Raw genomic sequence first — 24,674 nt, 5'->3', positions numbered from 1 at the left:
CGAATGTATGAATGGATCATGCTGGGCATCGGCCTGGTCCTGACCGTCGGCACCGGCTTCTTCGTCGCCTCGGAGTTCGCGCTGGTGAACCTTGACCGGCATGACCTTGAAGCCCGCCAGGCCCGCGGCGAGAAGCGGCTGGGCCCCACCATCAAAGCCCTTCGCATCACCTCCACCCACCTCTCCGGCGCCCAGCTGGGCATCACGCTGACCACCCTCCTGACGGGCTACACCTTTGAGCCTGCCATCAGCAGGATGCTTAGCGGCCCCCTGCAGTCCGCGGGGCTGGCCGAAGCCCTGGTGCCCGCCGTCGGCTCCGTCGCCGGCATCTTCCTGGCTACGGTCTTCTCGATGGTGGTGGGCGAGCTTGTCCCCAAGAACTTCGCCCTGGCGCTCCCCCTGGCCACCGCCAAGGTGGTGGTCCCGTTCCAGGCCCTCTTCACCGCGGTCTTCAAGCCGGTCATCCTTCTGTTCAACAACACGGCCAACAGCATCATCCGCAGCTTCGGCATCGAACCGAAGGAGGAACTCTCCGGTGCCCGCAGCGCGGAGGAGCTAAGCTCCCTGGTGCGCCGCTCCGCCGTCGAGGGCGTACTGGACCTGGACCACGCCACCCTCTTGCACCGCACCCTCCGCTTCTCCGAGTACAGCGCGGCGGACGTGATGACCCCGCGCGTCCGGATGGCGGCCGTAGCCGCCGCGGATACCGCGGAGGACATCGTGGCCCTTGCCACCGCCACCGGCTACTCCAGGTTTCCCGTGATCGGGCGCGACCGGGACGACGTCCTGGGCGTCCTGCACGTCAAGCAGGCCTTCGCGGTGGCCCCTGGCCGGCGTGCGGACACCACCGCAACGGGCCTCATGACCGAGCCGCTCAGGGTCCCGGAATCCATGGGCGTTGACACCCTCCTGGGGCTGCTGCGGCACCAGGGACTCCAGGTGGCCATTGTCTCCGACGAGCACGGCGGCACCGCCGGGATCGTCACCCTGGAGGACCTGGTGGAGGAAATCGTAGGTGAGCTGGAGGACGAACACGACCGGGCACGTGCCGGGGTGGTCCGCACGGGCCGTTCCATCACGTTCGACGCCGCCCTGCGGCCGGACGAGCTCCTGGACCGCACCGGCATCGAAGTCCCCGACGGCGAGGAGTACGACACCGTGGCCGGATTCGTCACGGACCGGCTGGACCGCCTGCCGGAGCTGGGCGACGAGGTAGCGGTCGACGGCGGCACCCTCCGCGTGGAGCGCGTGTCAGGCATGCATGTGGAGCGGCTGCGTTTCACCCCCGGAGCGTCCGGCGAACCGCCGCGGAGCCCGCACGACCGGATCATCGACACCCTGACCCAGGAGCTGACCCATGAGTGAGTACCTTCCCGGCATCATCTGGCTGGTGGTGCTCCTTTTGGTGAACGGCTTCTTCGTGGGCGCGGAGTTCGCCGTCATTTCGGCCCGCCGCTCCCAGATCGAACCCCGTGCCGAGGCCGGCAGCAAAGCGGCCAAGACCACGCTGTGGGCCATGGAGCACGCCACGCTCATGCTGGCCACGAGCCAGCTGGGCATCACCGTCTGTTCACTGGTCATCCTGAACGTGTCCGAACCTGCCATCCACCACCTGCTGGAAATCCCGCTGGGCCTGACCGCATTGTCCTACGAGGCAATCAGCATCATCGCGTTTGTGGTGGCGCTGCTGCTGGTGACGTTCCTGCACGTGGTGGTGGGCGAAATGGTGCCCAAGAACATCTCCTTCTCGGTGCCCACCCAAGCAGCCCTCCTGCTGGCCCCGCCCCTGGTGTTCGTGGCCCGGGTGTTCAAGCCGGTGATCTGGACGTTGAACGGGATCGCCAACTCGATCCTTCGCCTTTTCAGGGTGGAACCCAAGGACGAGGCCACCAGCGCGTACACGCTGGACGAGGTGGCCACCATCGTGGAGCAGTCCACCCGGGACGGCATGCTTAAGGACACCACCGGCGCCCTGATCAATGCCTTCGAATTCACGGCCAAGACGGTGGCCGACGTCCAGGTGCCCATGGCCGACATGGTGCTGCTGCCGGAGACCGCCACCCCGGCCGACATCCAGCAAGCCGTCGCGGCACACGGCTACTCCCGCTACATCCTGGCCAACAGGGCCGGTGAGCCCGACGGGTACCTGCACCTCAAGGACGTCACGGACCTTACGTCGGCGGAAAAGTTCCACCGTCCGGTTCCGGCCAAGCGGGTCCGGCGCCTTGCCTCGGCATTTGCGGGGGCGGACCTTGAGGACGCTTTGGCGGCGATGCGGCGGACGGGCGCCCACGTGGCCAGGGTGTTCGACGCCGACGGCGGGACCACCGGGGTGCTCTTCCTGGAGGACATCATCGAGGAGTTGGTGGGTGAGGTGCAGGACGCCACCAGCGCCTGAAGTCCCTGCCAACCGGTCGGCTCTTCTCCTTGGTCTCAGAGGCGCAGTTCCCGGAGCCGGAGCAGGGCAACGGCCGCTCCCGCCACCAGGAGAGCGGCGGCGGCGCTGATTCCCGAGTAACCGGCTACGCCCATGACCGGTCCTGCGGCGGCGCTGCCCAGTGCCGCCGCCAAGGACATGGCGGCGTCCGAGAAACCCTGGGCGGGGATCCGCTGGGAAGGCGCCAAGGCAGCGACCAGCAGGGTGGAGCCGGCCACGGTAGTGGCGGACCAGCCCAGCCCCAGCAGGACCAGGCCGGTGGTCACGGCCGCCGGATACTCCGGCGCCAGTCCCGTGAGTGCCACCGCGGCCAGGAGGGTTGCCAGCCCCGCCAGCACCATCCGCGCCGGTCCCATCCTGTCCGTCAGCCACCCCATCAGCGGCGACAGGGCGTACATCCCGGCGATATGAAGGGAAATGGTCAGGCCGATCAGCGCGATGGTATCCGGGTGGCCTGCTGCCGCCCCGGCCTGGTGCTGCATGTGCAGCGGGGTCATCGACATCACCGCCACCATCACGGCGTGCGCGGCCACCACCGCCACCACTGCCCCGCGGGTGGTGCGGTTCTCCCGCACGATCCGCCATCCGGCCTGGAGGCCGCCCCGGCGCCGGACACTGTCACCGGTATCAGGACCATCCATGGCCCGGCGGGTCAGCAGCGGATCGGGCCGCAGGAAGAGCCATACGATCGAGGCGCCGATGACCATCCCGGCTGCCGAGATGAGGAAGGGCCCGGCGGCGGCCGGAATGCCCAGCCAGCCGGCCAGTACCGCGCCGGGACCCACCATGTTGGGTCCGGCAACTGCACCGATGGTGATGGCCCACACAACGAGTGAGAGGTCCCGCCCGCGGTGTGCGGGCTCGGCCAGGTCCGTGACCGCGAAGCGGGCCTGGAGGTTTACTGCGGAGGCGACGCCCACCAGGAAGGCTCCGGCGAGCAGCAGGAGGAAGTAGCCCGTGGTCACCGCGCCCACCATCAGCGCGGTTCCGGCGATCGCAGCCGCCAGTCCGGAAGCGAGGGCAAATCGCCTGCCGCGGGAGAGGGCCAGCTGCGCCAGCGGAATGGCGGTCACTGCCGTTCCCAGCGTCAGGAACGTGTTGACGGACCCCGCCCAGGCTTCCGAGCCGGACAAATCCACGGCCAGGATGGACCCGAGGGCCAGCGTGGAGCCGTTGCCCAGGCCGGAAAAGATCTGGGCGGACACCAGCGTCCTGCGCATGCGGGACTGCAGGGACCGGGCGGTATCGGCGGTGGCGGTCAAGGATCTTGCTCCTCGGTCAGGGAAAGGTGGCATGGGGCGGGTCCCGTCGGGGCAGCCCGTCGCCATGCCCAGTGTGGTGTCATGGGTTTATGCAGTTCAACCATGACAACATGTCCGGGGTCCGGGTGGCTGAGGCACTGGTCAACATGCTCGACGGCGGGGCCTGGAACGCAGGGGCTGTGGGCGACCTCCTGGCCGGCCACCTGTTCCACGACCCGGAGGTGGGCGCGCCCGAGGAAGCGCTCCTGCGGGACTGGACATCGCACCTGCGCACTGTCTTTGACTCGGACAGCGAGGAAGACCGCTGCGCAACGGTGAACGCATTGCTGGAACAGGGGGTCAAGCGCGTCTTCCTGACCGCCCACGATGGCCTTGGCCCGCACCTCCACTTTGCTGAAACCAGCGACAGCCTGGTGGAACGCGTGCGTGCCCTCACGGCGGGCGGCCTGGCCATCTTCATTACCGAGGCTGCAGGTGGGAGGCTGGGCACCTGTGCCAGGGACGGCTGCCCGAAGGTTTTCGCGGACACCAGCCGGGGCGGCCGGAGGGCCTATTGCTCGGCACGCTGCGGCAACGCGGACGCCGTGATGCGCTACCGGGAGCGCGGGCGCCCGGGCGGCAGTCGTTAGCAGTCGGCCCTCAACCCTGGCCTCCGACGGCGGGGGGCGCTAAAGTGGGACCCGTTCCCGACCTGCCGTTCCCGGCAGCAAGACTGGGACCCCGTAGGGGATTGGAGGTGGTTTCGATGACTTCAGTTGCCGCGCGCCCAGAGCGCCACGCACCCACCACATCAGCCACCCCTCCCGGTTGCACGCGCCTGGCCTGACGGCACCATTCCGCAGCAGCGTCACCGCACCGGGGAACCGCAAGGAAACCACAGTGCACCTTTCTTCAGGCGACCCCCTGGACAATCCCTTAAGCACCACCCACCCAACCGGCGGCCCCGGCGCTTACGGCTACACCCCCGCCGTCGCCCGCCACTTCGACCAGTACCCCTGCCCCGGCGCCACGGAATGCGGACGGGTGGTCCGCGCGGACCGCACCCTGCTGCTGGTCGCCGCCGGGGACGGACTGCTCCACCTGCCGTATCCGCTGTCCGGGGACCCTGCCGTCACCGGCGACTGGGTCTGGATCGGCCCCAACCGAGCCGGTGACCGGCAGATCCTCGCAGTCCTCCCCCGCCGCTCGGAGCTCAGCCGCAAACGCGCGTTTGAGGATTCCTCCGAGGAACAGGTCCTGGCCGCAAACATGGACACCGTGGGCGTCGTGGTGCCCGTCGACAGGCCACTCACGCACAACCGGCTCGAACGCACGCTCGTTGCGGCGTGGGACTCCGGCGCCACCCCGCTGGTGATCATCACCAAAGCCGACCTGGTGCAGGTGGCGGACGACGTCGTCGGGAAGGTCATCCTGCAGGCGGCGGGCGTGGAGGTGGTTACCACGTCCGCAGAAACCGGCGACGGCATCGACGAACTGATGTCCCGCATCCCCGCCCGTGGCACCATCGCGCTCCTGGGTCCGTCCGGCGCGGGCAAGTCCACCTTGATCAATGCCCTGGTGGGCCGTGAGGTCCAGCAGACCGGGGAGGTGCGGTCCGGCGACTTCAAGGGCAAGCACACCACCACGGCACGCGAACTGGTGCCGCTGGCCAACGGCACGGTGCTGATGGACACACCCGGTGTGCGGGGTTTCGCGCTGTACGACGCCGGGGAGGGCCTGGGCGGGATGTTCGGCGATGTGGAGGAACTGGCTGCCGGCTGCCGCTTCGCGGACTGCGCCCACGGCGGTGAACCGGGCTGCGCGGTGCGGGAAGCGATTGACGGCGGCGTCCTGGAGGAACGGCGCTGGAGCTCCTACCTGAAGATGCAGCGGGAACTGGCGGCGCTGGCACGCCGCTCGGACATCGCCGCCCAGCGCGCCTATTACCGGGAGTGGCACCAGAAGGTGGTGTCCGCCGGAAAATCGCAACGCTGGGCGGAACGCGAGGCCACCGAACGCCAAGGCCGGACCACGGGGAAGGACCGTAAGCGGAAACGGTAGGAGAGGCGGTATTCCCGTGTCCGGACCGGGAGTAGGGTGCGGTCATGGACATCATCATGGTTCCGGGTTTCTGGCTGGACGCCTCATCCTGGGAGGAGGTGGCACCCGTCCTGGAAGCGGCAGGGCACCGCCCCCGCCCCCTCACCCTTCCGGGGAAGGAGACTGTTGACTCGAGCCGGGCGGGCATCAACCTGCAGGACCACATCGACGCGGTGGTGGAGGTCCTGGACAACCTGCCCGGCAAGGTGGTGCTGGTGGGCCATTCCGGTGGCGGCGCCATCATCCATGGTGCGGTGGATGCGCGGCCGGACAAGGTGGAACGGGCCATCTACGTGGACAGCGGCCCGCTCGGTGAAGGCGGTGTCATCAATGACGAGTTGACCGCCGTTGGGGATGATGTCCCCCTGCCTCCCTGGGAAGACTTTGACGACGCCGACCTGGTGGACCTCACCGAAGGGCTTCGCCAGGCTTTCCGTGCCCGGGCTGTTCCGGAGCCCCGCGGCGTTGCCTACGGCGAGCAGCGGCTGCACAACCGGCGGCGCTATGACGTGCCCGCCACCGTGATCGCCTGCGAGTTCCCGTCCGCCATGATCCGGGAATGGATCGCAGCGGGGCATCCGTTCGTCGCGGAACTGGCCAAGGTCCGGGACGTCGAGTACATCGACCTGCCGACCGGGCACTGGCCGCAGTTCACCAAACCGGAGCAACTGGCACGGGCCATCCTGGCGGCCGTCGACCGCACCGCGATGTCCCCGGCCTGAAAAACCCTTGCGCAGGACCGGTACGGTCCCCAATAATAAATGAATGGCATTCATTTATTCAACCTCCGCCGCGGACAGCGCCGCCCCCGGCGACGCCCACACCCGGCCCGCAGCCCGCATGCCCGCAGAGTGGGAGCCCCACCAGCGGACGTGGATGGCTTTCCCGCCGCCCAACGACACCTTCGGACCGGCGGGAAGCTCCACCCTCGACCGCGCGCGGGCCGCCTGGAGCAAGGTGGCCCAGGTCATCGCCCGCTATGAGCCCGTGACTGTCATCGCCGATCCGCGGGACGCCACCCCCGCACGGGAATGGCTCGGCCAGGGCATCGACGTCGTGGAGATACCACTGGACGACGCGTGGCTCCGGGACAGCGGCCCCACCTTCGTTCACGCGGCAGACGGCTCGTTGGCCGCCGTTGACTGGATCTTCAACGGCTGGGGCGCGCAGCACTGGGCAGCCTGGTCCAGGGACCAAAACGTTGCCCGGGGCGTGGCAGCCGGCATCGATGTGCCGGTCCGGCCGAGCTCCCTGGTGAATGAGGGGGGAGGATTCCACGTGGACGGTGAAGGCACCGTGCTGCTGACCGAGACGGTCCAGCTCGATCCCGGCCGCAACCCCGGCGCCACCAAGGAATCGGTCGAGGCGGAAGTCCACGCGGCCCTGGGCACCACCAAGGCCATCTGGCTTCCGCGCGGCCTCACCCGGGACTACGACGAATTCGGCACCCGCGGCCACGTGGACATCGTCGCCGCCTTTGCCGGGCCCGGCACCATCCTGCTGCACCGGCAGGACGACCCCGCCCATCCCGACCATGCGGTCTACCTTCAGCTGAAAGCCGTCCTCGGAGGCCAGCTGGATGCCCACGGGCGGCCCCTGCGAATTATCGACGTTCCAGCCCCCACCACGCTGAAGGACGACGACGGTTGGGTGGACTGGTCCTACATCAACCACTATGTGGCCAACAAGGTGGTGGTGCTCTGCGCCTTCGACGATCCCAACGACGCCATCGCCGCCGGCATCCTGGAACGTGCCTACCCCGGACGAACCGTGGAACTGGTGGACGCCCGGGACATCTTCGCCTTTGGCGGGGGCATCCACTGCATCACCCAACAGCAGCCGGCCCGGCAGAAGGGCGGTGCGGCGTGAAACTGGCTGAGCACAGCACCCAGCCCGCCACTTCCCGCCCGTTTGAGGTGGTGGAGGCCAGCATAAGCCGGCTCAGGGCAGCCCTTGAGGCCGGTGAGGTGAGCAGTGAGGAGCTTGTCACCCTCTACCTGGCACGCATCGAGAAGTATGACTCTTCAGGAATATGCCTGAACTCGCTCGTGGTGGTGAACCCGGAAGCCCTGGCCGAAGCACAGGCATCCGACCGCCGGCGGGCTGCCGGCTTCACGCTGGGCCCCCTGGACGGCATCCCGTACACGGCAAAAGACAGCTACAAGGTCAGGGGACTCACCGTTGCTGCGGGGTCGCCGGCCTTCAAGGACCTGGTGGCCCAGCAAGACGCCTTCACCATTGAGCGCCTCCGGGCCGGCGGCGCTGTCCTGATCGGCCTGACCAACATGCCACCCATGGCCAACGGAGGTATGCAGCGCGGAGTATATGGGCGGGCAGAGAGCCCTTACAACGCCGATTTCCTCACGGCAGCCTTTGCCTCCGGGTCATCCAACGGTTCCGGCACGGCCACTGCTGCCAGCTTCGCGGCGTTCGGACTGGCGGAGGAAACGTGGTCCTCAGGCCGGGCCCCGGCATCGAACAACGCCCTGTGCGCCTACACGCCGTCCCGCGGCGTCATCTCCGTCCGCGGGAACTGGCCGCTTGTTCCCACCATGGACGTGGTGGTTCCGCACACCCGCACCATGGCGGACATGCTGGAGGTCCTGGACGTGGTGGTGGCCGACGACGCCAACCCCCGCGGCGACTTCTGGCGTGTCCAGCCGTGGATCCCGGTGCCCAAGGCATCCGCTGTGCGGCCGCCGTCGTACGTTGCCCTGGGCATCCCTGACGCAACCGCCGCGGCTGGCGTACTGGCAGGCAAGCGTTTTGGTGTGCCCCGGATGTACATCAGCGCGGATCCGCAGGCCGGCACCGCCGACGCCCCGGGCATCGGCGGACCAACAGGGCAGCGGATCGACACGCGCGCGTCCATCATTGAGCTGTGGAAGGCGGCCCGCCGCGACCTGGAAGCGGCCGGCGCCGAGGTGGTGGAGGTGGATTTCCCTGTCATCTCCAACTACGAAGGAGACCGGCCCGGTGCGCCCACCATCTCCACACGCGGCCTGGTGTCACCGGAATACCTGCGCCGGGAAATCGTGGACCTCTCGGCCTGGGCCTGGAACGACTTCCTGGAGGCCAACGGCGACCCTCTGCTCAACTGCCTGGCCGATGTCGATGGCTCCGCGATCTTCCCCGCACCGGACGGTGCACTGCCGGACCGCTACGACGGCTTCGATGACGACATCGCTGACTATCCGGCGTGGATCCGGGAGCATGGCGTTCCCGACCTCGCCCATATTCCGCACCTGCCCGCAGGCCTGGCCGGACTCGAAGAGACCCGCCGGGTGGACCTGGAGGCATGGATGGACCGGCTGGGCCTGGACGCGGTCGTCTTCCCCGCCGCCGCGGATGTGGCCCCGGCGGACGCGGACACGAACCCGGCTTCGGCAGACACGGCCTGGCGCAACGGCGTCTGGGTGTCCAACGGGAACCTGGTCCCCCGGCACCTCGGCATTCCCACGGTCACGGTGCCCATGGGCCTCGCAGCGGACATCGCCATGCCGGTGGGCCTCACCATGGCCGGAAGGGCCTACGGCGACACGGAGCTCCTCCGCCTGGCTGCGGCGTTCGAAGCGACCGGCCGGCGCCGCGTCCCGCCGCCCCGCACCACACCTGTAGGAAAAGGAGCCTGACCCCAGCCAGCCGCGGTGGGTAGGCTGGAAGCATGGCGTGGCCCCTTGCCAACCCGGCCGCCCTCCGGCCTGACTGCTCACAGTGCTTTGCCCTGTGCTGCACGGCCTTCGGTTTTGCCCGCTCCGCAGACTTTGCCGTCGACAAGCCGCCCGCCACGCCGTGCTCCAACCTGGCCGCAGACTTTTCCTGCACCATCCATGACAGGCTCCGGGCCCGCGGTTTTGCCGGCTGCACGGTTTTCGACTGCTTCGGCGCGGGGCAGGCCGTCAGCCGGCGGCTGTTCGACGGAATCTCCTGGCGGGAAAACCCGGAAACGGCAACGGACATGTTCGCGGCCTTCCGGATCCTGCGCCAACTCCACGAGATGCTGTGGCACCTGGCCCAGGCGGAGGCGGCGGCCTACAGCGCGGACACCGCCTGCGAGGTGCGCCATGTGGAGTCCGGCGTCCGGAGGGTCGCCGAAGGCGGGCTTGGCGAGGTCCTGGCAGCCGACGTCGAATCCCTTCATCGGCAAGTGGGCGAAGCTTTGCGCTGGGTCAGCGAGGAGGTCCGCGCCGGGTATCTCGACGATGCCCGGCAGCCTGCCGGCCTCGCACCAGGCGCAGACCTGGCCGGAGCGCGCCTGGCCGGGTTGGTGCTGTGCGGCGCGGATCTGCGCGGCGCCTGCCTGATCGCCGCCGACCTCCGCGGCGCAGACCTGACAGCGGTGGACCTGCTGGGCGCAGACCTGCGGGATGCAAGGCTCGACGACGCAGACCTCAGCCATGCGCTCTTCCTTACCCAGGCGCAGGCCGCCGCCGCCCGCGGCAACGCGTCCACACGGCTCCCCGACGGGCTGGAACAGCCCGCCCACTGGGGCCCGGAACCTGCCAACGGCCTCCCGCCCACCCAGCGGATGCGCCTTGACAGCCGGGATTGTGAGCGCTGACAGTGGGGGGAAACCGACGCCAAGCGAAAGCCACTCGATGAAGAACTGGGCAGGAAACCTCGAATACTCCTCCGCTGATGTCAGGCGGCCGGAGTCCGTTGCGGAGCTGGCAGCCATCGTGGCCGCTTCGCCACGGGTCAAGGCCCTGGGGTCCCGGCACTCGTTCAACCGCGTGGGTGACACAGACGGCGTCCACGTGCTGCTTGATGCGCTGCCGCAGCGGGTGGACCTGGACCCCGGCCGTGGCACGGTGCGCGTCAGTGGTGGCGTCAGTTACGGAGCACTGTGCCGGACCCTTGAGAAGTCCGGCGTGGCCATCCACAACCTTGCCTCGCTGCCGCACATCTCGGTGGCAGGGGCCGTCCAGACCGGCACCCACGGCTCGGGCGTGAACAACCAGTCCCTCGCCGGCGCCGTGGAATCGATTGACTTGGTGCGGGCTTCCGGCGAGCAGGTCACCCTGACCCGGGCGGACGGGGACGAGTTCCTGGCCAGCGTGGTGGGCATCGGGGCCGCCGGCATCGTCACCGGGCTGGAACTGGCAGTCCAGCCCAGTTTCAGGATGCGCCAGCGGGTCCTCGAAGACCTGCCGTGGGAGAACGCCCTGGCCGATTTCAGCTCCATCGTCTCGGCCGCCTACAGCGTGAGCCTGTTTACGGACTACGCCGGCGGCACCGTCAACCAGGTCTGGCTCAAGGCGCTGGACGGGGAGCTGCCTCTTCCCAGCCTGTTCGGGGCCACCGCCGCCCAGCAGCCGCGGCACCCCCTGCCGGACATGTCAGCGGAAAACTGCACGGCGCAACTGGACGAACCCGGGCTGTGGCTGGACCGGCTGCCGCACTTCCGGCACGAGTTCACCCCGAGCAACGGCGATGAACTCCAGAGTGAGTTCATCCTTCCCATCGAACACGCCCCAGCCGCGCTCCAGGCCGTCCGCGCACTGGCAGGAGGCCTCGCGCCCCTGCTCTTCGTCTCGGAGATCCGCACCGGCGCCGCGGACGAGTTCTGGCTCAGCCCGTTCCACAAGCAGCAGAGCGTCGCGCTCCACTTCACCTGGAAGCCGCTGCAGCCTGAGGTGGAAGCCTTCCTTCCAGTCCTGGAGGAAGCCCTGCGCCCCTTCGGCGCGAGGCCGCACTGGGGCAAGCTGTTCACCGCGGACGGCCATGACTGGGAGGCCCTGTACCCGCGCTTCGCAGATTTCCGCGCGTTTGCCGCCGGGCATGATCCCGAAGGCAAGTTCCGGAACGGGCTGCTGGACAGCATCCTGGGTGTCCAGGCCCGGCGGTAGGGAACGCCGGTACGCTGGACGCATGACTTTCCGCGCCGCCGTCGTCCCCGCCACCGCCCTGGCCGCTGCCCTCCTGCTGACGGGATGCGGCGCCGTGGGGGACGCGGCAGGGAACGCTGCCAGCGATGCCGCGTCCAAAGCCGCCTCGGCCGCCGCCCAAGAGGTCAACCGGCAAATCTGCGCCGTGGTCAAGGACGGACTGGTCAGCGCCGAGGACCGCAAGGCGCTGGCTGGCTTGGTCTCGGCCGCCAAATCAGCAGGGGTACCCGCAGAGATCACGACGCCGTTGGGCCAGGTTGCGGAGTCCGGAGACCAGGTGCCCGCAGACTCCCTCCGGGCACTGCAGGACGCCTGCCGGGCATGAGCCGGTAGGCCGGGTCAGTTTTGGCGCGGCTGTTCCCAGCTCCGCATGCCGGCTGCCCGGCCGGACTGGGGGCGGTGCGCCCGGTGCTCCGGCGGTGCGAACGGAACCACGCCCGGGTCCCGGCTAAGCGGGACTGCGCGGACAAACTTGGTGAGCTCCTCACGGAGTACGTTCCAGCCAATGTCCGGATCGTCGGGGTAGGCGTTAACCTCCGCTTGCCGTGCCACTTCGACGGCTGCCACACCGGCGTCCGTCAGTTCCACCTTCAGCTGGCGCCGGTCCGAGGTGCGGCGGGTCCGGGTGATGAGTCCGTTAGTTTCCAGCCGCGTGAGGACCCTGCCCAGCGTCTGGCTCTGGACCCTGATCGTGTCGGCAAGCTGCTCTTGGTTCAGTGGGCCCCCCATCAGGCCTTCCAGTGCGATGACGGCTGCACGGGTGAGGCCAAGGGGGGCCAGTGCATCGTCCTGGCGCCGCTGGATCAGGCGCGCCGCCAAAGTGATCAGGCGGTAGCTGCTCCGGGCGTCCGGATCGAGATTGCTGGTCATCGGCCGCGGCCTTCCTATTGGTGGCGAAATGCTGGTCACCCTGCGTCGCTACACTCCTACAATAAGCATGCTTACCAACATGATTGCAAGTAGGCTTATCATCCACTGCCGTCCAGCGGGGCTGCTCGGGCTTCCAGCATCCAACACCAATCCACGCCCCCTTGCGCTTCAAATGGAAAGTGTGCTTAGTATCTAATTAGTAACCATGCTTACTAAGTCGCCAGCATTGCTGGTTCTTGATCGCCAGCTAACCCTTTCTGAAAGAGAGCGAAGATGACAGAGAACCAATGGCCCCAGACCCCGCACACCGCCAGCGATCCGGCCATCGCCGATCCGTACGGCGGAATCGAGGCGGCCCCCCAGCAGGCCTCTTACCCATCCACTCCTGATGGCAGCTCCAAGAAGCAAGCTGCCAAGGAGGAAGCCTCCAACGTCGCCGGCGAAGCCGCATCTGCGGCCCAGGGGGTGGCCCAGACGGCCAAGGGTGAGGCTGCGAATGTTGCGCATGAGGCGAAGGCCAATGCGCAGGACCTGTTGAGCCAGGCCAAGTCGGGCCTGACCAGCCAGGCAGGGACGCAGCAGCAGAAGGCTGCCGAGGGCATCCGCAATATCTCCACCCAGCTGCACAGCATGGCCAGCGCCCCGGACCAGCAGGGCATGGCCGGTGACCTGGTCCGGCAGGCAGCGGAGCGCACCTCCTCGATGGCCACCTGGCTGGAAAACCGGGAACCGGGCGACCTCCTCAGCGAGGTCCAGCGCTTCGCCCGCAACAAGCCCGGAACCTTCCTGCTCCTCGCCGCCGGCGCCGGCGTCCTGGCCGGCCGCCTCACCCGCGGCCTCACCGCAGGCCCGCCCGAGGCGCAGCGGCCGGCGCGGAGTTCCAGCCCCGCACAAGGTTCAGGCCAGCACCGCGCCGCGCAGTCACCGCCGGTGGCACCGCTGCACCCGGAGACCGTGTATGCCGCAGGCACCGACGACCTCTTCGATGAGCCCACCGTGCGCGGGACCGCTCCCGTGTCCACCAGCACCCTGCCGTCGGGGACTGCCGAGGAGATTCCCCTGCGTTTCGAGGACGACCCCTTCCGCGCCGAAAACGGTGTGTACACCGGCGAAGAGGCACCCGGAACCGACGGGACGTACGGCAGTGACCGCCATGGCACGGGTGGTCTGTGATGAGTAGCCAGATACCGGAGCCGCCGCCCAGCGCGGCGCATGTGAAAGCGGACAACGCCTCGATCGGTGAGCTGCTCGGGGACGTGACCCGGGACCTGTCCACCCTGATGCGCCAGGAAGTGGAACTGGCCAAAGCCGAACTCAAACAAACCACCACCCGCGCGGGCAAGGGCGCCGGCATGCTCGCCGGCGCCGGGATCGGCGGACACTTCGTCCTGCTCTTCCTCTCCCTGGCCCTGATGTGGGCCCTGGGCGCCATCATGGCCCTGGGCTGGGCAGCGCTGATCGTTGCCGTGATCTGGGCGATTATCGCCGCAGTCCTGGCCTCCATCGGCCGTAAGGAACTCAAGCAGATCAAGGGCCTGCCCCAAACCGGGGAAACCCTCTCAGAAATACCCCCAACCCTCAAACCAGGCGAGGTAAACCGATGAGCGAAAACCCCGACGCTATCCGCGCAGACATAGAAGCCACCCGGGCACGCCTGGGCACCAACGTCGACGCCGTGGCCGACAAAGTCACCCCGTCCAACATCGTCCACCGCCAAACCGACAAGGTCCGCGACGCCGTGACCGGGGTGAAGGAGAAAATCATGGGAGCAGCAGACCACGCCACCACAACAGTCCACGACAGGACCTCCACCGGGACCGGACACACCACCAACGCCATGCACACCGCCGGAGACAACCTCCACCAGGCCAGCGACACCGTCTCCGCGAAACTCTCCGACGCCGGCCAGGCCGTCTCCCACGCCCCGGACCAGGTCAAAGCCAAAACCGCCGGGAACCCCCTGGCCGCCGGGCTCATCGCCTTCGGCGCCGGCATGCTCCTCTCCTCCCTGATCCCGGCCAGCGAGAAGGAACGCGAAGCCGCGGACCAACTCAAAACCGCCGCCCAGCCCCTGGCAGAACAAGTCACCGACGCCGCCAAAACCATGGCCCAGGACCTCAAGGAACCCGCCCAGGAAGCCATGGACAACGTCAAAGCCACCGCCACCGACGCCGCCCACAACGTCAAAACCGAAGGCCAATACGCCGCCACCGACGTCAAAGACCGCGCCACAAACGCCAAAGACAACATCCAAAACACCTGACCAACCCCACGCGGCAAAAGGAAAGCCGGTTCCGCAGGATGCGGAGCCGGCTTTCCTCTCCCCCGGGCGGGGCCCGGCCACCGCAGGAACTGTGGGCTAGCGCTTGCCCTTCTTGCGGGACCCCTTGCCGCGGCCCTTGTCCGGGTTGGGGGCGTAGCGCTGGGCCACCTTGGGCGCCTTCTTGGTGCCGGTGCCGCGGCGGTCCGGCTTGGGTTCCTTCTTCACCTTCTGCGGCTGGGCCGAGGGCTGGCGGGAGCTCTGGGCGGTGCGGCCACGGACCACGCCGATGAACTCCTCCAGCACGTCATCGGTTGCCTCTGCCGGCCAGGCCAAGGCAATTTCGGTCCCCTCGGCACCGGTGAGCCTTCGCGCCACGGTGTCCTTGACATTGAAGTGGCGTGCCACTGACATCGGGAGGATCACCAGGCCGGCTCCGGAGGCCACCACCTGGAGCGCCGCATCCGGTCCGCCCAAGGTTGCAGGATCAAGGAAGGATTCCTGCGCGAGGTCGGCAAGCGCCACTTCCTCGAACACTGAAATCTCATGGCCTTTCGGAGCAACCACCACGGGCTGCTCCTCGTACAGCGGGATAACGCTGAGGCCTTCGCGCTCAATGGGAAGGCGGACGAAGCCCATGTGCGCCTTGCCGTCGTCCAGCACGTCGCGCTGCACGCCGTCGTCGACCATAAATGCTTCAAGGGGAATATGCGGCATCCGCTCTTCCCAGCGGCGGATCCACTTGCCCGGGGTCACCCCTGCCACATACGCGATGCGCAGCACGCGCTGGGCGGCCTCTTCAGGGGCGGGCTGGCCATCGGGCGTGGGGGTATTGTCGGCGGGCACGTCTTCACAGTACCCGCCGCCCGGATACCCTTGAAGCATGACCTCTGCAAACTCCCAGTCCATGAAGCCGGCCACCGTTGCCAAGAAACTTGGCATCTACCTGCCGGCCACCCCGCAGGAGTTCCAGGATTCAACCATTACCCGCGAGGAATTTGCCGAACTCCAGGCCAACCCGCCGGAATGGCTTGCCGAACTCCGCCGCAATGGGCCCCACCCCCGCCCCGTGGTGGCCCAAAAGCTGAACGTTTCCATCAGCGGCCTGGCCCGCGCCGGCGTGGAGGAAGCGCTCACGACGGCGGAGATCACCGCGCTGCTGCAGGCTCCCCCGCAGTGGCTCGTCAGCGAACGCGCCACGCACGCGGCCGTCCGCGCCGAAGGCCAGCGGGTCAAGGACGAAGCTGCCAAGAAGCAGGCCAAGAAGGACCGCGCACAGGCCAAGTAGGCCGCAGCCGCGTCTCAGAAGCCTGTTCGCCTGTCAGGACCTTGAAGGTCCGGATGCGCGAACAGGCTTCTGTGGCATCCAGGCCCCTCAGTCCTGGTGGATCTGGACGTAGTTGCCGCAGCCGTCGTCGAATACGGCGCTGGTCCCGAATGAATCAGTGGTGGGCGGTGTCTTGAAGCTCACCCCGGCGGCCACCAGCCGGTCATACTCTGCCTGGACGTCGGGGACTCCGAAAACGATGGCAGGGAGGCCGGCCTCGCGGACGGCGTTCATGTAACTGGCGCCTATGGGGTTGTCGCTGGGTTCCAGGAGCAGTCCCACCGAGCTGTCCTCCGCTCCCGGATCCTTGATGATGTACAGGTTGTACTCCGGCATGGCCATGAGGGTGTCGAAGCCGAGAGTGCCGGTGTAGAAGGCGTGGGCGGCCGCGGGATCCTGGACGTGGATGCTGCACAGTTTGAGTCGCATGGTCCCACGGTACCGCCCATCGCCATGCCTTCCAGGCTGTCAGCTTCCCCCTTTTCCCAGCCATTGACGCTATGCCCGGAAGACGGTCCAATGGAAGGACCAGCCCGGGCTTTCCGGCCCGGGCCAAGTCTTGATGGGGAATGGCGGGCGCGGGAGGTACAGGATGTCCATCTTGGCGGAATCCCTGAACCAGGGACTGTTTCACGGTGCGTGGGCGGTCCTGCTGTGCGGGCCGGCGCTGGTTGCCAGCGTCGCCACCACCGTCTTCGTTGTACGGCGCCGGTCCCTGGCACCCGCAAGCGACGCAACACAGGCGCCCGACCAGCTGTTTTGGGACCTTTTCCTCGGGTCCTGTGTAGCCCTTCCTGCCCTCGTGATCCCGGCCTTAGTGTCGCCGTGGGCGGGACTGGTGCTGGCTGCGGCAGCAGCCGCCTCCGGCATCGCCGCATACCGGGGCAGCCCACGGATCCTGGCGTGGCGCGCCGGCCGACGGGAACACAGGGAGCAGCTTTGCGCCCATCAAGCGGCCCGCCTGCAGCATGATGAGCTGATGCTCCGGTGGCAGCGCTACGAGCTGGATCCCGGCTGCAGCATCGACTATCCGGCCCTGACCGACGTGCGGCTGCCGGAAACGTCCGCACTGATCAAGGCCATGCGGACAGCGGACCAGCTGCGGACAGCCACGCACACGGGCTACCCGGCCGCCGTCGGAAGCCTGGCTGCTTCGCTGGCAGCGGCCGAACGGGCAGCGGGAATTCCTGCTGCGCTGCCGGCTGAGCGGACCGGCTGACGTTAACTGCTGTGTCGAAGGGGTTGGATTGCCCCCGAGGCCCGGCGATAGCATCCCAGGATGAAGCCTGAGGAACTGCCTGCCCATGACCAGTACGGCCGGCTCCTGGAAGACCGGGGAGTCTGGCGGCAAGCCACCACGCTGGAGGCTGCCGGTGAGCTGACGGCCCGGTGGCTGGAAGGCGGAAGTTCGTACCAGCCCGGGCATTTCGCCGCAGTGTTCGACGCCGAGACCAAACCGATCGCCGCAGCGCTGGCGGAGTTGAACCGCAACGGGCTGTTCACCAAGGAGTCCCAGCCGGGCATCCTTGGCGATGGCGCCGCGCAGCGGCAATACGTCACCGGATTCTGCGGCGCCGAAACCGCGCGCGGACTGCTGGCGCTGTCCACCCGAACCGAACTGGTGACCGTGGCCCATGCACCGGGCGAGGCAAGCAGCGCCGCCATTCCGGTGACCCTGGCACGGACGGAGATCGCCACGGTGCTGGGTTCCAGCGAAAATCCCGTGACGGACGATCAGATCCAGGATTGGGCCGGGGAGACCAACGATGCGCTGGCGCTCCTGCTCGCTGATTCCTGGTACGTGGAGATCCTCGATCCTGTGTGGGGACGCAATGACGTGCTGCTGCCGGCGGTCCTGAAGGCATTGAAAAGGGCGGAGCAGCCGTAGCCGCCCCGCCCCACCGGTAGCCGTCGTTACAGCTCCACGGTGCCGCTTTCGCCAACGCTCATGCGGCTGTTCGTCACCTTGGATTTGACCCACTGCAGGACCGTTGCGGCAGTGCCGCCCGGGCTGGTCCAGTACTCCGCCGAGTCCGAGTCCACCCGGAGGAGGCAGACCTCGGGGGTGTCCGGGCCGTCCGGGAACCATGCTTCAACTACCTGGTTCCACATCTCGTGGATCTTGGCGCGGTCCGTGACCACCTCGGCGGTCCCAGCAACGGAAACCCATTCGGTCTTCTTGCCGAAGGCGACGTTAACGCGGGGATCAGCCCGGACATGGGCAACCTGCGAGGTGCCAAGCCCGGTGAAGAACCACATGTCGCCGTCGTCCTTGACCTCCTGGACGGCCAGCGGTCGGCTGACGAGGGCGCCTTCTTCGTTGATGGTGGTGACCATGCCGATCTTGGAATCGTTGATGATCTCAGTAACCTTGCTGATGCTCTGCGCGTCAGTCATGCCTCACCTCGTTCGTCGAAAGTAGGGGAAAGTCCCCGCCGCCAGCCTATTAGTAAGCATGCTTATTTACCAGCCGGATGCCACCGGAACCTTGGCAACCTCGGCAATGCGCGCGGCCGTGATGCGGCCCATGCGGATGGCGCCGTCCACGTGCTGGTAGCCCTCCGCGGCGAGGTCCGACGAGGACCAGTAGATCGGGCCAACCGGTGCGTGCTGGTCCTTGCCATAGCGGTGGAGGCCTCCAAGGTCATAGCTGGCCGCGTAGGCGCCACGGGTCCATTCCTCGGAGCCCCAGTCGGACTCGTAATAGACCTCAGGGGTGAGGGCCTCGTCACCGAGGTAACCCGCGATGGATTCGAGGATGGCCTTCCTGCGGTCCTCCGCACCCAACTCGAAAACGGCGTCGGCCTTTTCATCGGACACGAACCCCACCAGGGTGCCCCGCGGGTCGCCGTGGTTCGTATTGTCGTACACCTCCTGGACCAGGGCATCCGCGCCAAAGCCGGTGCCGGAGAGTCCTTTGTCCCGCCAGAACGGGGTGCTGTAGACGGCGTGCACCTTGATGACCAGGCCCAGGGACTGGTGCTGGTGCATCTGGTGCTGCCGGCGCGGCAGCGGCGGGTTGAAGGAGACGCGGGAGTAAAGGTTGGGTGGCACGGCCATGATGACGAAACGGGCGTTGACCGTTGCACGGTCCGACTCGACGGTGACGCGGTGGCCGCCATCCTCGTCGGGCTTCCAGTTGATGGTGCGGACCGGCGAATTGAGGACGACGTCGTCTCCCAGCTCCTGCGCCTGCAGCAGGGACACCTGCTGCATCCCACCGACCACGCGGCGGTCCAGGATGAAGTCCTCGTCCGTCAGGTGGGTGAAGGAGCCGGCCGAAGCAGCCATCAGGACCGCCTGCAGGGCGGAGAAGGAGTGCGCCGGCTTGGTGAGCATTCCGCCGGCGATAAACAGGCCGATGTTTTTGCAGGCTTCCTCGTTGGCAGAGTTCTGCCGGAGCCAGTGATGGAAGGAGATCGTGTCGAGTTCACGCGCTTTGGGGTGGGCCCAGGGTTCGGCGGGTCCAACCTCCGCGGCGAGGCCGTCCAGCAGCGCCACCAGCCGGTCCATTTCGACGGCGGTTTCCGGGTCCAAAGGAAAGGTTTCACCCGTATAGCGCACGGGCGTGCCGTCTGCGCCGAGATAAATGGATTCGCCTTCGCGGTAGCGCGGGTAGGTCTCCAGGCCCAGTTCCTGGAGCAGTTCCAGGAGGGCTGTCTGGTCCGGGGAGACCCACTGGCCGCCGATCTCGAGCATGGCTCCATCAACAACGTCGGTCCACGTGCGGCCGCCCACCCTGTCGCGGGCCTCAAGCACGGCGACGGTGAGTCCGGCCTTCTTCAGTTCGCGGGCGGCGGTGAGTCCGGACGGCCCGGCTCCAACGACCACAACGTCGCGGTTCAGGTTCAGCATGATGTCCTCTCTGCGGCCCAGGGTGACGGGGCCCACTAAATGAATGCTGTTCATTTAGTAAGAACTATAGCCGGTGCCTGCCGGCAGCGGAAGTACTGAATGGAATAATGCAGGGGACGACGACGAAAGGGCAGGAATGCCGGCAGTATCAGCCGCACAGGGGCGCTCCACCAGCAATGGCGGCGCGCAGAGGAGGCGGGCAGGCCGGCCCTCGGCGGCAGTGCTGGACAAAGCGGGGATCACAACAGCCGCTCTGGAACTGGTCGGACGGAAGGGATACGACGGACTGACCATGGCCGCCCTCGCCAAGGTGCTGGATGTGGCACCCTCCGCCCTCTACAACCATGTGGCATCGAAACAGGACGTGTTGCTGCTGGTCGAGGATCACCTGATGTCGCTGGTGGACGTCTCAGGCTTCGCGGACGGCAGCTGGGAAGATGCCGTGCACACCTGGGCATGGAGCTATCGGGACGTTTTCGCCGAACACACTCCGCTCATTCCCGTCATTGCCGTGTTGCCGGTCACGGATGCCCCGCAGACCCTCGCCATGTATGAAACCGTCAGCAAGGGATTTTCCGACGCCGGATTCCCACAGGAGCGGATCATTCCCGCCATTGTGGCGCTGGAGTCCTTTATCTTCGGCTCCGCGTATGACGTTACGGCACCCGAGGACATTTTCGATTCCGGCTCCATGGCGGAGTCAACCCCGCACTTCACAGCCGCCGTCCGAAGCTCCTCCACGGCACCGCCGAAGGCCTCCTCCAGCCACCCCGACGCCAGCCATCGGGACCGTGGCCGGCAGGCGGATACCGCCTTCCAGCTGGGCCTGGACGCACTGGTCTCCGGACTGGCCGCACTGCGACACTGACCCCTACTTGTATTACAAGTTCTAAACTTATATCCTAACGCTGCGCGCGAAGGAGCCCGCCCAGCCACTAGGAGAATCCATGAGCACCGTCGACCTGATCCGGCACGTCAAGCTGTCCACCGCCCGCCTCCCCCTCACCGTTCCCATCAGTGACGCCAAGGTCTTCACCGGCCGGCAGAAGCCCATGACCGAGGTTGTCTTCCTCTTCGCCGAAATCACCACCGAACTGGGCCACTCCGGCATCGGCTTCAGCTACTCCAAGCGGGCCGGCGGACCGGCCCAGTACGCCCACGCCAAAGAGGTGGCGGAGGGCATCATCGGCGAGGACCCCAACGACATCGCCAGGATCTACACCAAGCTGCTGTGGGCCGGCGCCTCAGTGGGCCGCTCCGGCGTCGCTACCCAGGCCCTGGCCGCCATCGACATTGCCCTCTACGACCTCAAGGCCAAGCGCGCCGGCCTCCCCCTGGCCAAGTTCCTGGGCTCCTACCGCGACTCCGTGCGGACCTACAACACCTCAGGCGGTTTCCTGAACGCCACCTTGGACGAGGTCAAGGCACGCGCTACGCAGTCCATCGAGGAAGGCATTGGCGGCATCAAGATCAAGGTGGGCCTGCCGGACAGCAAGGAGGACCTGCGCCGCGTTGCCGGCATCCGCGAGCACATCGGCTGGGACGTCCCGCTGATGGTGGATGCGAACCAGCAGTGGGACCGTGCCACGGCCCTGCGGATGGGCCGCCGGCTGGAGGAGTTCGATCTCGTCTGGATCGAGGAACCGCTGGACGCCTACGATTTCGAAGGGCACGCCCACCTGGCCCAGGTCCTGGACACTCCTATCGCCACTGGTGAAATGCTCGCCTCGGTGGCCGAACACAAGGGCCTCATTGCCGCCAACGGCTGCGACATCATCCAGCCCGACGCCCCGCGCGTCGGCGGCATCACCCAGTTCCTCCGCCTTGCCGCCCTCGCGGACGAGCGCGGCCTGGGCCTGGCCCCGCACTTCGCCATGGAAATCCACCTGCACCTCGCCGCGGCCTACCCCCGCGAGCCGTGGGTGGAGCACTTCGACTGGCTGGATCCTCTGTTCAACGAGCGCCTTGAAACCAAGGACGGCCGCATGATCGTCCCGGACCGCCCCGGCCTCGGGGTCACCCTCAGTGACCAGGCACGTGCCTGGACCACGGATTCCGTGGAGTTCGGGGCGTAACGCTAAAGCCGTAACCTTGAGCCATGAGCCGGAACCTCACCGCGGACCTTGCCGCTGACCTTCGCAACCGCATCGTTGACGGCGTGATCCAGCCGGGTGAGAAGCTTCCCAGCGAAAACACCCTGATCAGCGACTTCGGCGTGAGCCGGACAGTGGTCCGTGCCGCGCTGACGAGGCTCCAGGCCGAAGGGCTTGTGGAAACCGAACGGGGGCGCGGCAGCTTCGCCCTGACACCGCCGTCGGACGGCCCGTTGGCAGTGCCGGGCGTCCGGCCGGTGGCCACCACGGAGGACAGGCTGCACCTGCTGGCTTTCCGTATGGGTGTGGAGGCGGAAGCGGCCGCCTTGGCTGCCCGGAACCGCACGGACAGGCAGCTACGGGCGGTTGGCGCGGCGCTGGAGGCCTTCACCGAAAGCGCCGGCCACCCCGCCCATGCCATGAAATCGGACTTCGAATTCCACCGGGCGGTGGCCGCGGCCTCCGGCAACCCGTATTACTCCGACTGCCTGGCTGCGCTGGGGCAAACAATGATCGCCATGCCCCGCACCCGCCTGATGACCGGCGTCGAGCATTACGCCCGGGACCATTTCGACCAGGTGGTCCAGGAGCACCGGTCCATCCTCGAGGCGATCGCCGACGGCGACGAGGCTGCCGCGGCGGCAGCGATGCGCAGCCACCTGGCCAACTCACGACGCCGGTTCAAGGCTTCGGCGCGGCCGTCGAGCTAGGGCCCCCGTCCGAGTCCTGGGCCCGTTCGCTGATCGGCGCACCCGCCAACGGACGGATCACCCTGGAACGCGCGGGTGCATCGTCCACGCGCGGGTGCAATCTTCGTGGGCGCATGCAATCCACCAGAACCGCCGTGTCATGCGGGAAACGCAAAAGAGCCCCGGTCCAAAGACCGGGGCTCTTCCATTTGCGTGCGCGAGGGGGGATTTGAACCCCCACGCCCTTTCGGACACTGGCACCTGAAGCCAGCGCGTCTGCCGTTCCGCCACTCGCGCGCAACTTCTTCCACTTGGCCGGTCCGGTTTCCCGTTCCATGTCTCGTAAAAGCAGCGAGATCAAGCATAACGGACAGATGCCGCAAATTACCAATCGGCCGAACGCCGCCCTCCCATGGGCCGTCCGAACCGCAATTAAGCCGCGTGGAAGCAGGCAATTCCCGGACGGCAACCGCCCCGGGATGGCCGCCCCACAGCCGCCAGAGACAATCACTCCTCCGAACTTTTGCCGGCGCCCGGCCGTTGTTGATTAAGGTCATTCGCAGGGCTGGCCATTAGTATCGGATGTAGGAGTGGCCACTTCCGGCGGGCATCCCCGCGCAGCGGTGGACTGCCCCGCAGATGTTGGTCGGGAACAACTACTGCCCCGGAGCCGGGGGGAAAGGAGAAGCACCATGGGTCTGCTGGACAAGGTTGAACGTGGCATTGAAAAGGCCGTCCGCGGCGTCTTCTCCACCGGTTCCAAAGCCCAGGTTGAGCCGGTGGAGATCGCCAGCCGGCTCCGCCGCGAGGTGGACCACAAAGCACTCACAGTGGCCGCGGGCCGCACTTTGGTACCCAATGTCTTTGACGTCCAGCTCAGTGACGATGACTTCGGCAGGGCGCAGGAATGGGGCACCCCGCTGGCCGAGGAACTGTGCGACGTCGTCATCAACCACGTCCGCAGCCAGGGCTACACCCTCCAGGGTCCCGTCCGTATTTCGTTCCGCCGCGACGCGGAAGTCCGTGCCGGTGACTTCGAAATCGCTTCCTCCACAGAGAAATCCCAGGGTTCCGGCGCGGCCCAGGCAAGGCCCAACGTCCCTGCGGCTCCGAGCCGGCAGCCGGTCAGGCTCCAGCCTGTCCTGGATATCGACGGGCAGCGCTATTCGCTGAACGCCCCGTCCATCGTCCTGGGCCGGTCCTCCGAGGCAGACATCCTCATTGAAGACACCGGCGTTTCGCGGCGCCACCTGGAGATCCGCACGGAGAACGGAGTCACCAGCGCCGTGGACCTGGGGTCCACCAACGGCAGCTATGTCAACGGCCAAAGGGTCTCCGGAAGCACCGAACTCACTGACGGCTCCACCATCACGATGGGACGGACAAAGATCATCTTCCGCCTGCTTCCTGCCAACCAGGGTGGCCACGTATGAGCGACCTCACCATTACCGCGCTGCGGTTCGGTTTCCTGCTGCTCCTCTGGGTCCTGATCTTCAGCATCGTCTCCGCCATGCGCCGGGACCTGATGCTGGGCCGCAAGGCTGCCGCCGGCGCACCCACGGCCCGGCAGCTCCGGCGGAACCCCGAACTGGCCGAGACGCCTCCGCAGCCTGTAAAGCAGCAGGCCCGGCAACTGGTGGTGCTGGAAGGACCGCTCAAGGGCCGCACCCTCCCACTGGCAGCAAGCCCCATCCTGCTGGGACGCGCCCAGGAAGCCACCCTGGTCCTCGAGGACGACTACGCCTCCGGCCGCCATGCCAGGCTCTTCCCACAGGGAAGCCGCTGGTTCATCGAGGATCTTGGCTCCACCAACGGAACCTACCTGGGCGACCAGCAACTTACCCGTGCCCTGCCCGTCGAGCCAGGGGTACCCGTGAGAATCGGCAAGACGGTCATTGAATTGAGGCCGTAACC

General features: G+C 67.3%; 27 protein-coding genes and 1 tRNA gene. 21 read left to right on the top strand and 7 right to left on the bottom strand.

All coding sequences use genetic code 11. The features are described from left to right. Window positions 1–3: 3 nt before the first annotated feature. Together ACZ9J7_RS07450 and ACZ9J7_RS07445 are read left to right on the top strand one after the other, a co-directional pair. On the top strand, window positions 4–1,365 hold the full coding sequence (locus tag ACZ9J7_RS07450) for a hemolysin family protein (RefSeq protein ID WP_476208282.1): 1,362 nt from the start codon (window positions 4–6) through the stop codon (window positions 1,363–1,365). Then, window positions 1,358–2,398 carry a hemolysin family protein gene (locus ACZ9J7_RS07445; RefSeq protein WP_476208281.1) on the top strand — a complete coding sequence of 347 codons (1,041 nt, stop codon included), beginning with the start codon at window positions 1,358–1,360 and terminating at the stop codon, window positions 2,396–2,398. The genes ACZ9J7_RS07450 and ACZ9J7_RS07445 overlap by 8 nt, the downstream gene beginning before the upstream one ends. Before the next feature lie 35 nt (window positions 2,399–2,433). Here ACZ9J7_RS07445 and ACZ9J7_RS07440 read toward each other — a convergent pair whose 3' ends face one another. Beyond that, window positions 2,434–3,699 (bottom strand): MFS transporter, encoded by a 1,266-nt coding sequence (locus ACZ9J7_RS07440; RefSeq protein ID WP_476208280.1) that lies wholly within the window; start codon window positions 3,697–3,699, stop codon window positions 2,434–2,436. Window positions 3,700–3,788: 89 nt separating this feature from the next. On the opposite strand from ACZ9J7_RS07440, the gene ACZ9J7_RS07435 reads away from it, so the two are divergent. The 8 genes from ACZ9J7_RS07435 (at window position 3,789) to ACZ9J7_RS07400 (ending at window position 11,991) form a co-directional block, all read left to right on the top strand. Further along, window positions 3,789–4,328 carry a CGNR zinc finger domain-containing protein gene (locus ACZ9J7_RS07435; RefSeq protein WP_476208278.1) on the top strand — a complete coding sequence of 180 codons (540 nt, stop codon included), beginning with the start codon at window positions 3,789–3,791 and terminating at the stop codon, window positions 4,326–4,328. 250 nt (window positions 4,329–4,578) lie between these two features. Then, window positions 4,579–5,739 carry a ribosome small subunit-dependent GTPase A gene (gene rsgA, locus ACZ9J7_RS07430; RefSeq protein WP_476208276.1) on the top strand — a complete coding sequence of 387 codons (1,161 nt, stop codon included), beginning with the start codon at window positions 4,579–4,581 and terminating at the stop codon, window positions 5,737–5,739. Between the two features lie 44 nt (window positions 5,740–5,783). Further along, the gene (locus ACZ9J7_RS07425) at window positions 5,784–6,500 is read left to right on the top strand and encodes an alpha/beta fold hydrolase (protein ID WP_476208274.1); all 717 of its coding nucleotides are present in this window, start codon (window positions 5,784–5,786) and stop codon (window positions 6,498–6,500) included. A 43-nt stretch (window positions 6,501–6,543) separates the two neighbouring features. Then, window positions 6,544–7,647: an agmatine deiminase family protein gene (locus ACZ9J7_RS07420; protein WP_476208272.1), complete on the top strand. Its 1,104-nt coding sequence runs from the start codon at window positions 6,544–6,546 to the stop codon at window positions 7,645–7,647. Next, window positions 7,644–9,410: an amidase gene (locus tag ACZ9J7_RS07415; protein ID WP_476208270.1), complete on the top strand. Its 1,767-nt coding sequence runs from the start codon at window positions 7,644–7,646 to the stop codon at window positions 9,408–9,410. Before ACZ9J7_RS07420 ends, ACZ9J7_RS07415 begins: the two co-directional genes overlap by 4 nt. 32 nt (window positions 9,411–9,442) lie before the next feature. Continuing rightward, window positions 9,443–10,339 carry a pentapeptide repeat-containing protein gene (locus tag ACZ9J7_RS07410; protein WP_476208269.1) on the top strand — a complete coding sequence of 299 codons (897 nt, stop codon included), beginning with the start codon at window positions 9,443–9,445 and terminating at the stop codon, window positions 10,337–10,339. 37 nt (window positions 10,340–10,376) lie between these two features. Beyond that, entirely contained in the window at window positions 10,377–11,627 is a 1,251-nt protein-coding gene (locus ACZ9J7_RS07405) for a D-arabinono-1,4-lactone oxidase (protein WP_476208268.1), read from the top strand. A gap of 22 nt (window positions 11,628–11,649) precedes the next feature. Then, entirely contained in the window at window positions 11,650–11,991 is a 342-nt protein-coding gene (locus tag ACZ9J7_RS07400; protein WP_476208267.1) for a hypothetical protein, read from the top strand. Between the two features lie 14 nt (window positions 11,992–12,005). Here the strand turns inward: ACZ9J7_RS07400 and ACZ9J7_RS07395 are convergent, their stop codons facing one another. After that, the gene (locus ACZ9J7_RS07395; protein WP_476208265.1) at window positions 12,006–12,536 is read right to left on the bottom strand and encodes a MarR family winged helix-turn-helix transcriptional regulator; all 531 of its coding nucleotides are present in this window, start codon (window positions 12,534–12,536) and stop codon (window positions 12,006–12,008) included. 273 nt (window positions 12,537–12,809) lie between these two features. Between ACZ9J7_RS07395 and ACZ9J7_RS07390 the strand changes: the two genes are divergently transcribed. From ACZ9J7_RS07390 to ACZ9J7_RS07380, 3 genes are read left to right on the top strand one after another with little or no spacing between them, the layout of a single operon-like run. After that, on the top strand, window positions 12,810–13,709 hold the full coding sequence (locus ACZ9J7_RS07390) for a hypothetical protein (RefSeq protein ID WP_476208264.1): 900 nt from the start codon (window positions 12,810–12,812) through the stop codon (window positions 13,707–13,709). Then, window positions 13,709–14,140 (top strand): phage holin family protein, encoded by a 432-nt coding sequence (locus tag ACZ9J7_RS07385; protein ID WP_476208262.1) that lies wholly within the window; start codon window positions 13,709–13,711, stop codon window positions 14,138–14,140. Before ACZ9J7_RS07390 ends, ACZ9J7_RS07385 begins: the two co-directional genes overlap by 1 nt. Continuing rightward, the gene (locus tag ACZ9J7_RS07380; protein WP_476208261.1) at window positions 14,137–14,799 is read left to right on the top strand and encodes a DUF3618 domain-containing protein; all 663 of its coding nucleotides are present in this window, start codon (window positions 14,137–14,139) and stop codon (window positions 14,797–14,799) included. The genes ACZ9J7_RS07385 and ACZ9J7_RS07380 overlap by 4 nt, the downstream gene beginning before the upstream one ends. A gap of 96 nt (window positions 14,800–14,895) precedes the next feature. Here the strand turns inward: ACZ9J7_RS07380 and ACZ9J7_RS07375 are convergent, their stop codons facing one another. Continuing rightward, the gene (locus ACZ9J7_RS07375; protein ID WP_476208259.1) at window positions 14,896–15,717 is read right to left on the bottom strand and encodes a LysR family substrate-binding domain-containing protein; all 822 of its coding nucleotides are present in this window, start codon (window positions 15,715–15,717) and stop codon (window positions 14,896–14,898) included. Between ACZ9J7_RS07375 and ACZ9J7_RS07370 the strand changes: the two genes are divergently transcribed. Continuing rightward, window positions 15,680–16,084 carry a DUF5997 family protein gene (locus tag ACZ9J7_RS07370; RefSeq protein ID WP_476208258.1) on the top strand — a complete coding sequence of 135 codons (405 nt, stop codon included), beginning with the start codon at window positions 15,680–15,682 and terminating at the stop codon, window positions 16,082–16,084. The genes ACZ9J7_RS07375 and ACZ9J7_RS07370 overlap by 38 nt on opposite strands. Window positions 16,085–16,171: 87 nt before the next feature. On the opposite strand, the gene ACZ9J7_RS07365 is transcribed toward ACZ9J7_RS07370, so the two are convergent. Next, on the bottom strand, window positions 16,172–16,552 hold the full coding sequence (locus ACZ9J7_RS07365; protein ID WP_476208257.1) for a VOC family protein: 381 nt from the start codon (window positions 16,550–16,552) through the stop codon (window positions 16,172–16,174). Between the two features lie 163 nt (window positions 16,553–16,715). Between ACZ9J7_RS07365 and ACZ9J7_RS07360 the strand changes: the two genes are divergently transcribed. Together ACZ9J7_RS07360 and ACZ9J7_RS07355 are read left to right on the top strand one after the other, a co-directional pair. Further along, window positions 16,716–17,342, top strand: coding sequence for a hypothetical protein (locus ACZ9J7_RS07360; RefSeq protein ID WP_476208255.1), 627 nt, complete (start codon window positions 16,716–16,718; stop codon window positions 17,340–17,342). 60 nt (window positions 17,343–17,402) lie between these two features. Then, entirely contained in the window at window positions 17,403–18,011 is a 609-nt protein-coding gene (locus ACZ9J7_RS07355; protein WP_476208254.1) for a DUF6919 domain-containing protein, read from the top strand. Window positions 18,012–18,037: 26 nt separating this feature from the next. Here ACZ9J7_RS07355 and ACZ9J7_RS07350 read toward each other — a convergent pair whose 3' ends face one another. Continuing rightward, complete coding sequence (locus ACZ9J7_RS07350) at window positions 18,038–18,520, bottom strand: pyridoxamine 5'-phosphate oxidase family protein (protein WP_476208252.1); 483 nt, start codon at window positions 18,518–18,520, stop codon at window positions 18,038–18,040. A gap of 66 nt (window positions 18,521–18,586) precedes the next feature. Further along, on the bottom strand, window positions 18,587–19,978 hold the full coding sequence (locus ACZ9J7_RS07345) for a flavin monoamine oxidase family protein (RefSeq protein ID WP_476211813.1): 1,392 nt from the start codon (window positions 19,976–19,978) through the stop codon (window positions 18,587–18,589). Window positions 19,979–20,114: 136 nt separating this feature from the next. On the opposite strand from ACZ9J7_RS07345, the gene ACZ9J7_RS07340 reads away from it, so the two are divergent. The 3 genes from ACZ9J7_RS07340 to ACZ9J7_RS07330 all read left to right on the top strand — a co-directional run bounded on the left by ACZ9J7_RS07340 (window position 20,115) and on the right by ACZ9J7_RS07330 (window position 22,781). Beyond that, the gene (locus ACZ9J7_RS07340; protein WP_476208251.1) at window positions 20,115–20,846 is read left to right on the top strand and encodes a TetR/AcrR family transcriptional regulator; all 732 of its coding nucleotides are present in this window, start codon (window positions 20,115–20,117) and stop codon (window positions 20,844–20,846) included. 79 nt (window positions 20,847–20,925) lie between these two features. Next, window positions 20,926–22,053, top strand: coding sequence for an L-talarate/galactarate dehydratase (locus ACZ9J7_RS07335; protein ID WP_476208249.1), 1,128 nt, complete (start codon window positions 20,926–20,928; stop codon window positions 22,051–22,053). A gap of 23 nt (window positions 22,054–22,076) precedes the next feature. After that, on the top strand, window positions 22,077–22,781 hold the full coding sequence (locus ACZ9J7_RS07330; RefSeq protein ID WP_476208247.1) for a FadR/GntR family transcriptional regulator: 705 nt from the start codon (window positions 22,077–22,079) through the stop codon (window positions 22,779–22,781). Between the two features lie 193 nt (window positions 22,782–22,974). On the opposite strand, the gene ACZ9J7_RS07325 is transcribed toward ACZ9J7_RS07330, so the two are convergent. Then, window positions 22,975–23,057 (bottom strand) — tRNA-Leu (locus tag ACZ9J7_RS07325). A 395-nt stretch (window positions 23,058–23,452) separates the two neighbouring features. Between ACZ9J7_RS07325 and ACZ9J7_RS07320 the strand changes: the two genes are divergently transcribed. After that, complete coding sequence (locus ACZ9J7_RS07320) at window positions 23,453–24,193, top strand: FhaA domain-containing protein (protein WP_476208245.1); 741 nt, start codon at window positions 23,453–23,455, stop codon at window positions 24,191–24,193. After that, entirely contained in the window at window positions 24,190–24,672 is a 483-nt protein-coding gene (locus tag ACZ9J7_RS07315; protein WP_141158780.1) for an FHA domain-containing protein FhaB/FipA, read from the top strand. The genes ACZ9J7_RS07320 and ACZ9J7_RS07315 overlap by 4 nt, the downstream gene beginning before the upstream one ends. Window positions 24,673–24,674: the final 2 nt, after the last annotated feature.

The organism is Pseudarthrobacter sp. TE9888 (assembly GCF_056279345.1).
Note: the sequence above shows the minus strand (reverse complement) of the source record. Positions and strands in the feature narration are given on the sequence as shown.

Excerpts from the sequence above, each read along its gene's own strand:
- ACZ9J7_RS07450 (WP_476208282.1), top strand. The coding sequence starts at position 4 with ATGTATGAATGGATCATGCTGGGCATCGGCCTGGTCCTGACCGTCGGC.
- ACZ9J7_RS07445 (WP_476208281.1), top strand. The coding sequence starts at position 1,358 with ATGAGTGAGTACCTTCCCGGCATCATCTGGCTGGTGGTGCTCCTTTTG.
- ACZ9J7_RS07435 (WP_476208278.1), top strand. The coding sequence starts at position 3,789 with ATGCAGTTCAACCATGACAACATGTCCGGGGTCCGGGTGGCTGAGGCA.
- ACZ9J7_RS07425 (WP_476208274.1), top strand. The coding sequence starts at position 5,784 with ATGGACATCATCATGGTTCCGGGTTTCTGGCTGGACGCCTCATCCTGG.
- ACZ9J7_RS07420 (WP_476208272.1), top strand. The coding sequence starts at position 6,544 with ATGGCATTCATTTATTCAACCTCCGCCGCGGACAGCGCCGCCCCCGGC.
- ACZ9J7_RS07410 (WP_476208269.1), top strand. The coding sequence starts at position 9,443 with ATGGCGTGGCCCCTTGCCAACCCGGCCGCCCTCCGGCCTGACTGCTCA.
- ACZ9J7_RS07405 (WP_476208268.1), top strand. The coding sequence starts at position 10,377 with ATGAAGAACTGGGCAGGAAACCTCGAATACTCCTCCGCTGATGTCAGG.
- ACZ9J7_RS07400 (WP_476208267.1), top strand. The coding sequence starts at position 11,650 with ATGACTTTCCGCGCCGCCGTCGTCCCCGCCACCGCCCTGGCCGCTGCC.
- ACZ9J7_RS07395 (WP_476208265.1), bottom strand. The coding sequence starts at position 12,536 with ATGACCAGCAATCTCGATCCGGACGCCCGGAGCAGCTACCGCCTGATC.
- ACZ9J7_RS07390 (WP_476208264.1), top strand. The coding sequence starts at position 12,810 with ATGACAGAGAACCAATGGCCCCAGACCCCGCACACCGCCAGCGATCCG.
- ACZ9J7_RS07385 (WP_476208262.1), top strand. The coding sequence starts at position 13,709 with ATGAGTAGCCAGATACCGGAGCCGCCGCCCAGCGCGGCGCATGTGAAA.
- ACZ9J7_RS07380 (WP_476208261.1), top strand. The coding sequence starts at position 14,137 with ATGAGCGAAAACCCCGACGCTATCCGCGCAGACATAGAAGCCACCCGG.
- ACZ9J7_RS07370 (WP_476208258.1), top strand. The coding sequence starts at position 15,680 with ATGACCTCTGCAAACTCCCAGTCCATGAAGCCGGCCACCGTTGCCAAG.
- ACZ9J7_RS07365 (WP_476208257.1), bottom strand. The coding sequence starts at position 16,552 with ATGCGACTCAAACTGTGCAGCATCCACGTCCAGGATCCCGCGGCCGCC.
- ACZ9J7_RS07360 (WP_476208255.1), top strand. The coding sequence starts at position 16,716 with ATGTCCATCTTGGCGGAATCCCTGAACCAGGGACTGTTTCACGGTGCG.
- ACZ9J7_RS07355 (WP_476208254.1), top strand. The coding sequence starts at position 17,403 with ATGAAGCCTGAGGAACTGCCTGCCCATGACCAGTACGGCCGGCTCCTG.
- ACZ9J7_RS07350 (WP_476208252.1), bottom strand. The coding sequence starts at position 18,520 with ATGACTGACGCGCAGAGCATCAGCAAGGTTACTGAGATCATCAACGAT.
- ACZ9J7_RS07345 (WP_476211813.1), bottom strand. The coding sequence starts at position 19,978 with ATGCTGAACCTGAACCGCGACGTTGTGGTCGTTGGAGCCGGGCCGTCC.
- ACZ9J7_RS07340 (WP_476208251.1), top strand. The coding sequence starts at position 20,115 with ATGCCGGCAGTATCAGCCGCACAGGGGCGCTCCACCAGCAATGGCGGC.
- ACZ9J7_RS07335 (WP_476208249.1), top strand. The coding sequence starts at position 20,926 with ATGAGCACCGTCGACCTGATCCGGCACGTCAAGCTGTCCACCGCCCGC.
- ACZ9J7_RS07330 (WP_476208247.1), top strand. The coding sequence starts at position 22,077 with ATGAGCCGGAACCTCACCGCGGACCTTGCCGCTGACCTTCGCAACCGC.
- ACZ9J7_RS07320 (WP_476208245.1), top strand. The coding sequence starts at position 23,453 with ATGGGTCTGCTGGACAAGGTTGAACGTGGCATTGAAAAGGCCGTCCGC.
- ACZ9J7_RS07315 (WP_141158780.1), top strand. The coding sequence starts at position 24,190 with ATGAGCGACCTCACCATTACCGCGCTGCGGTTCGGTTTCCTGCTGCTC.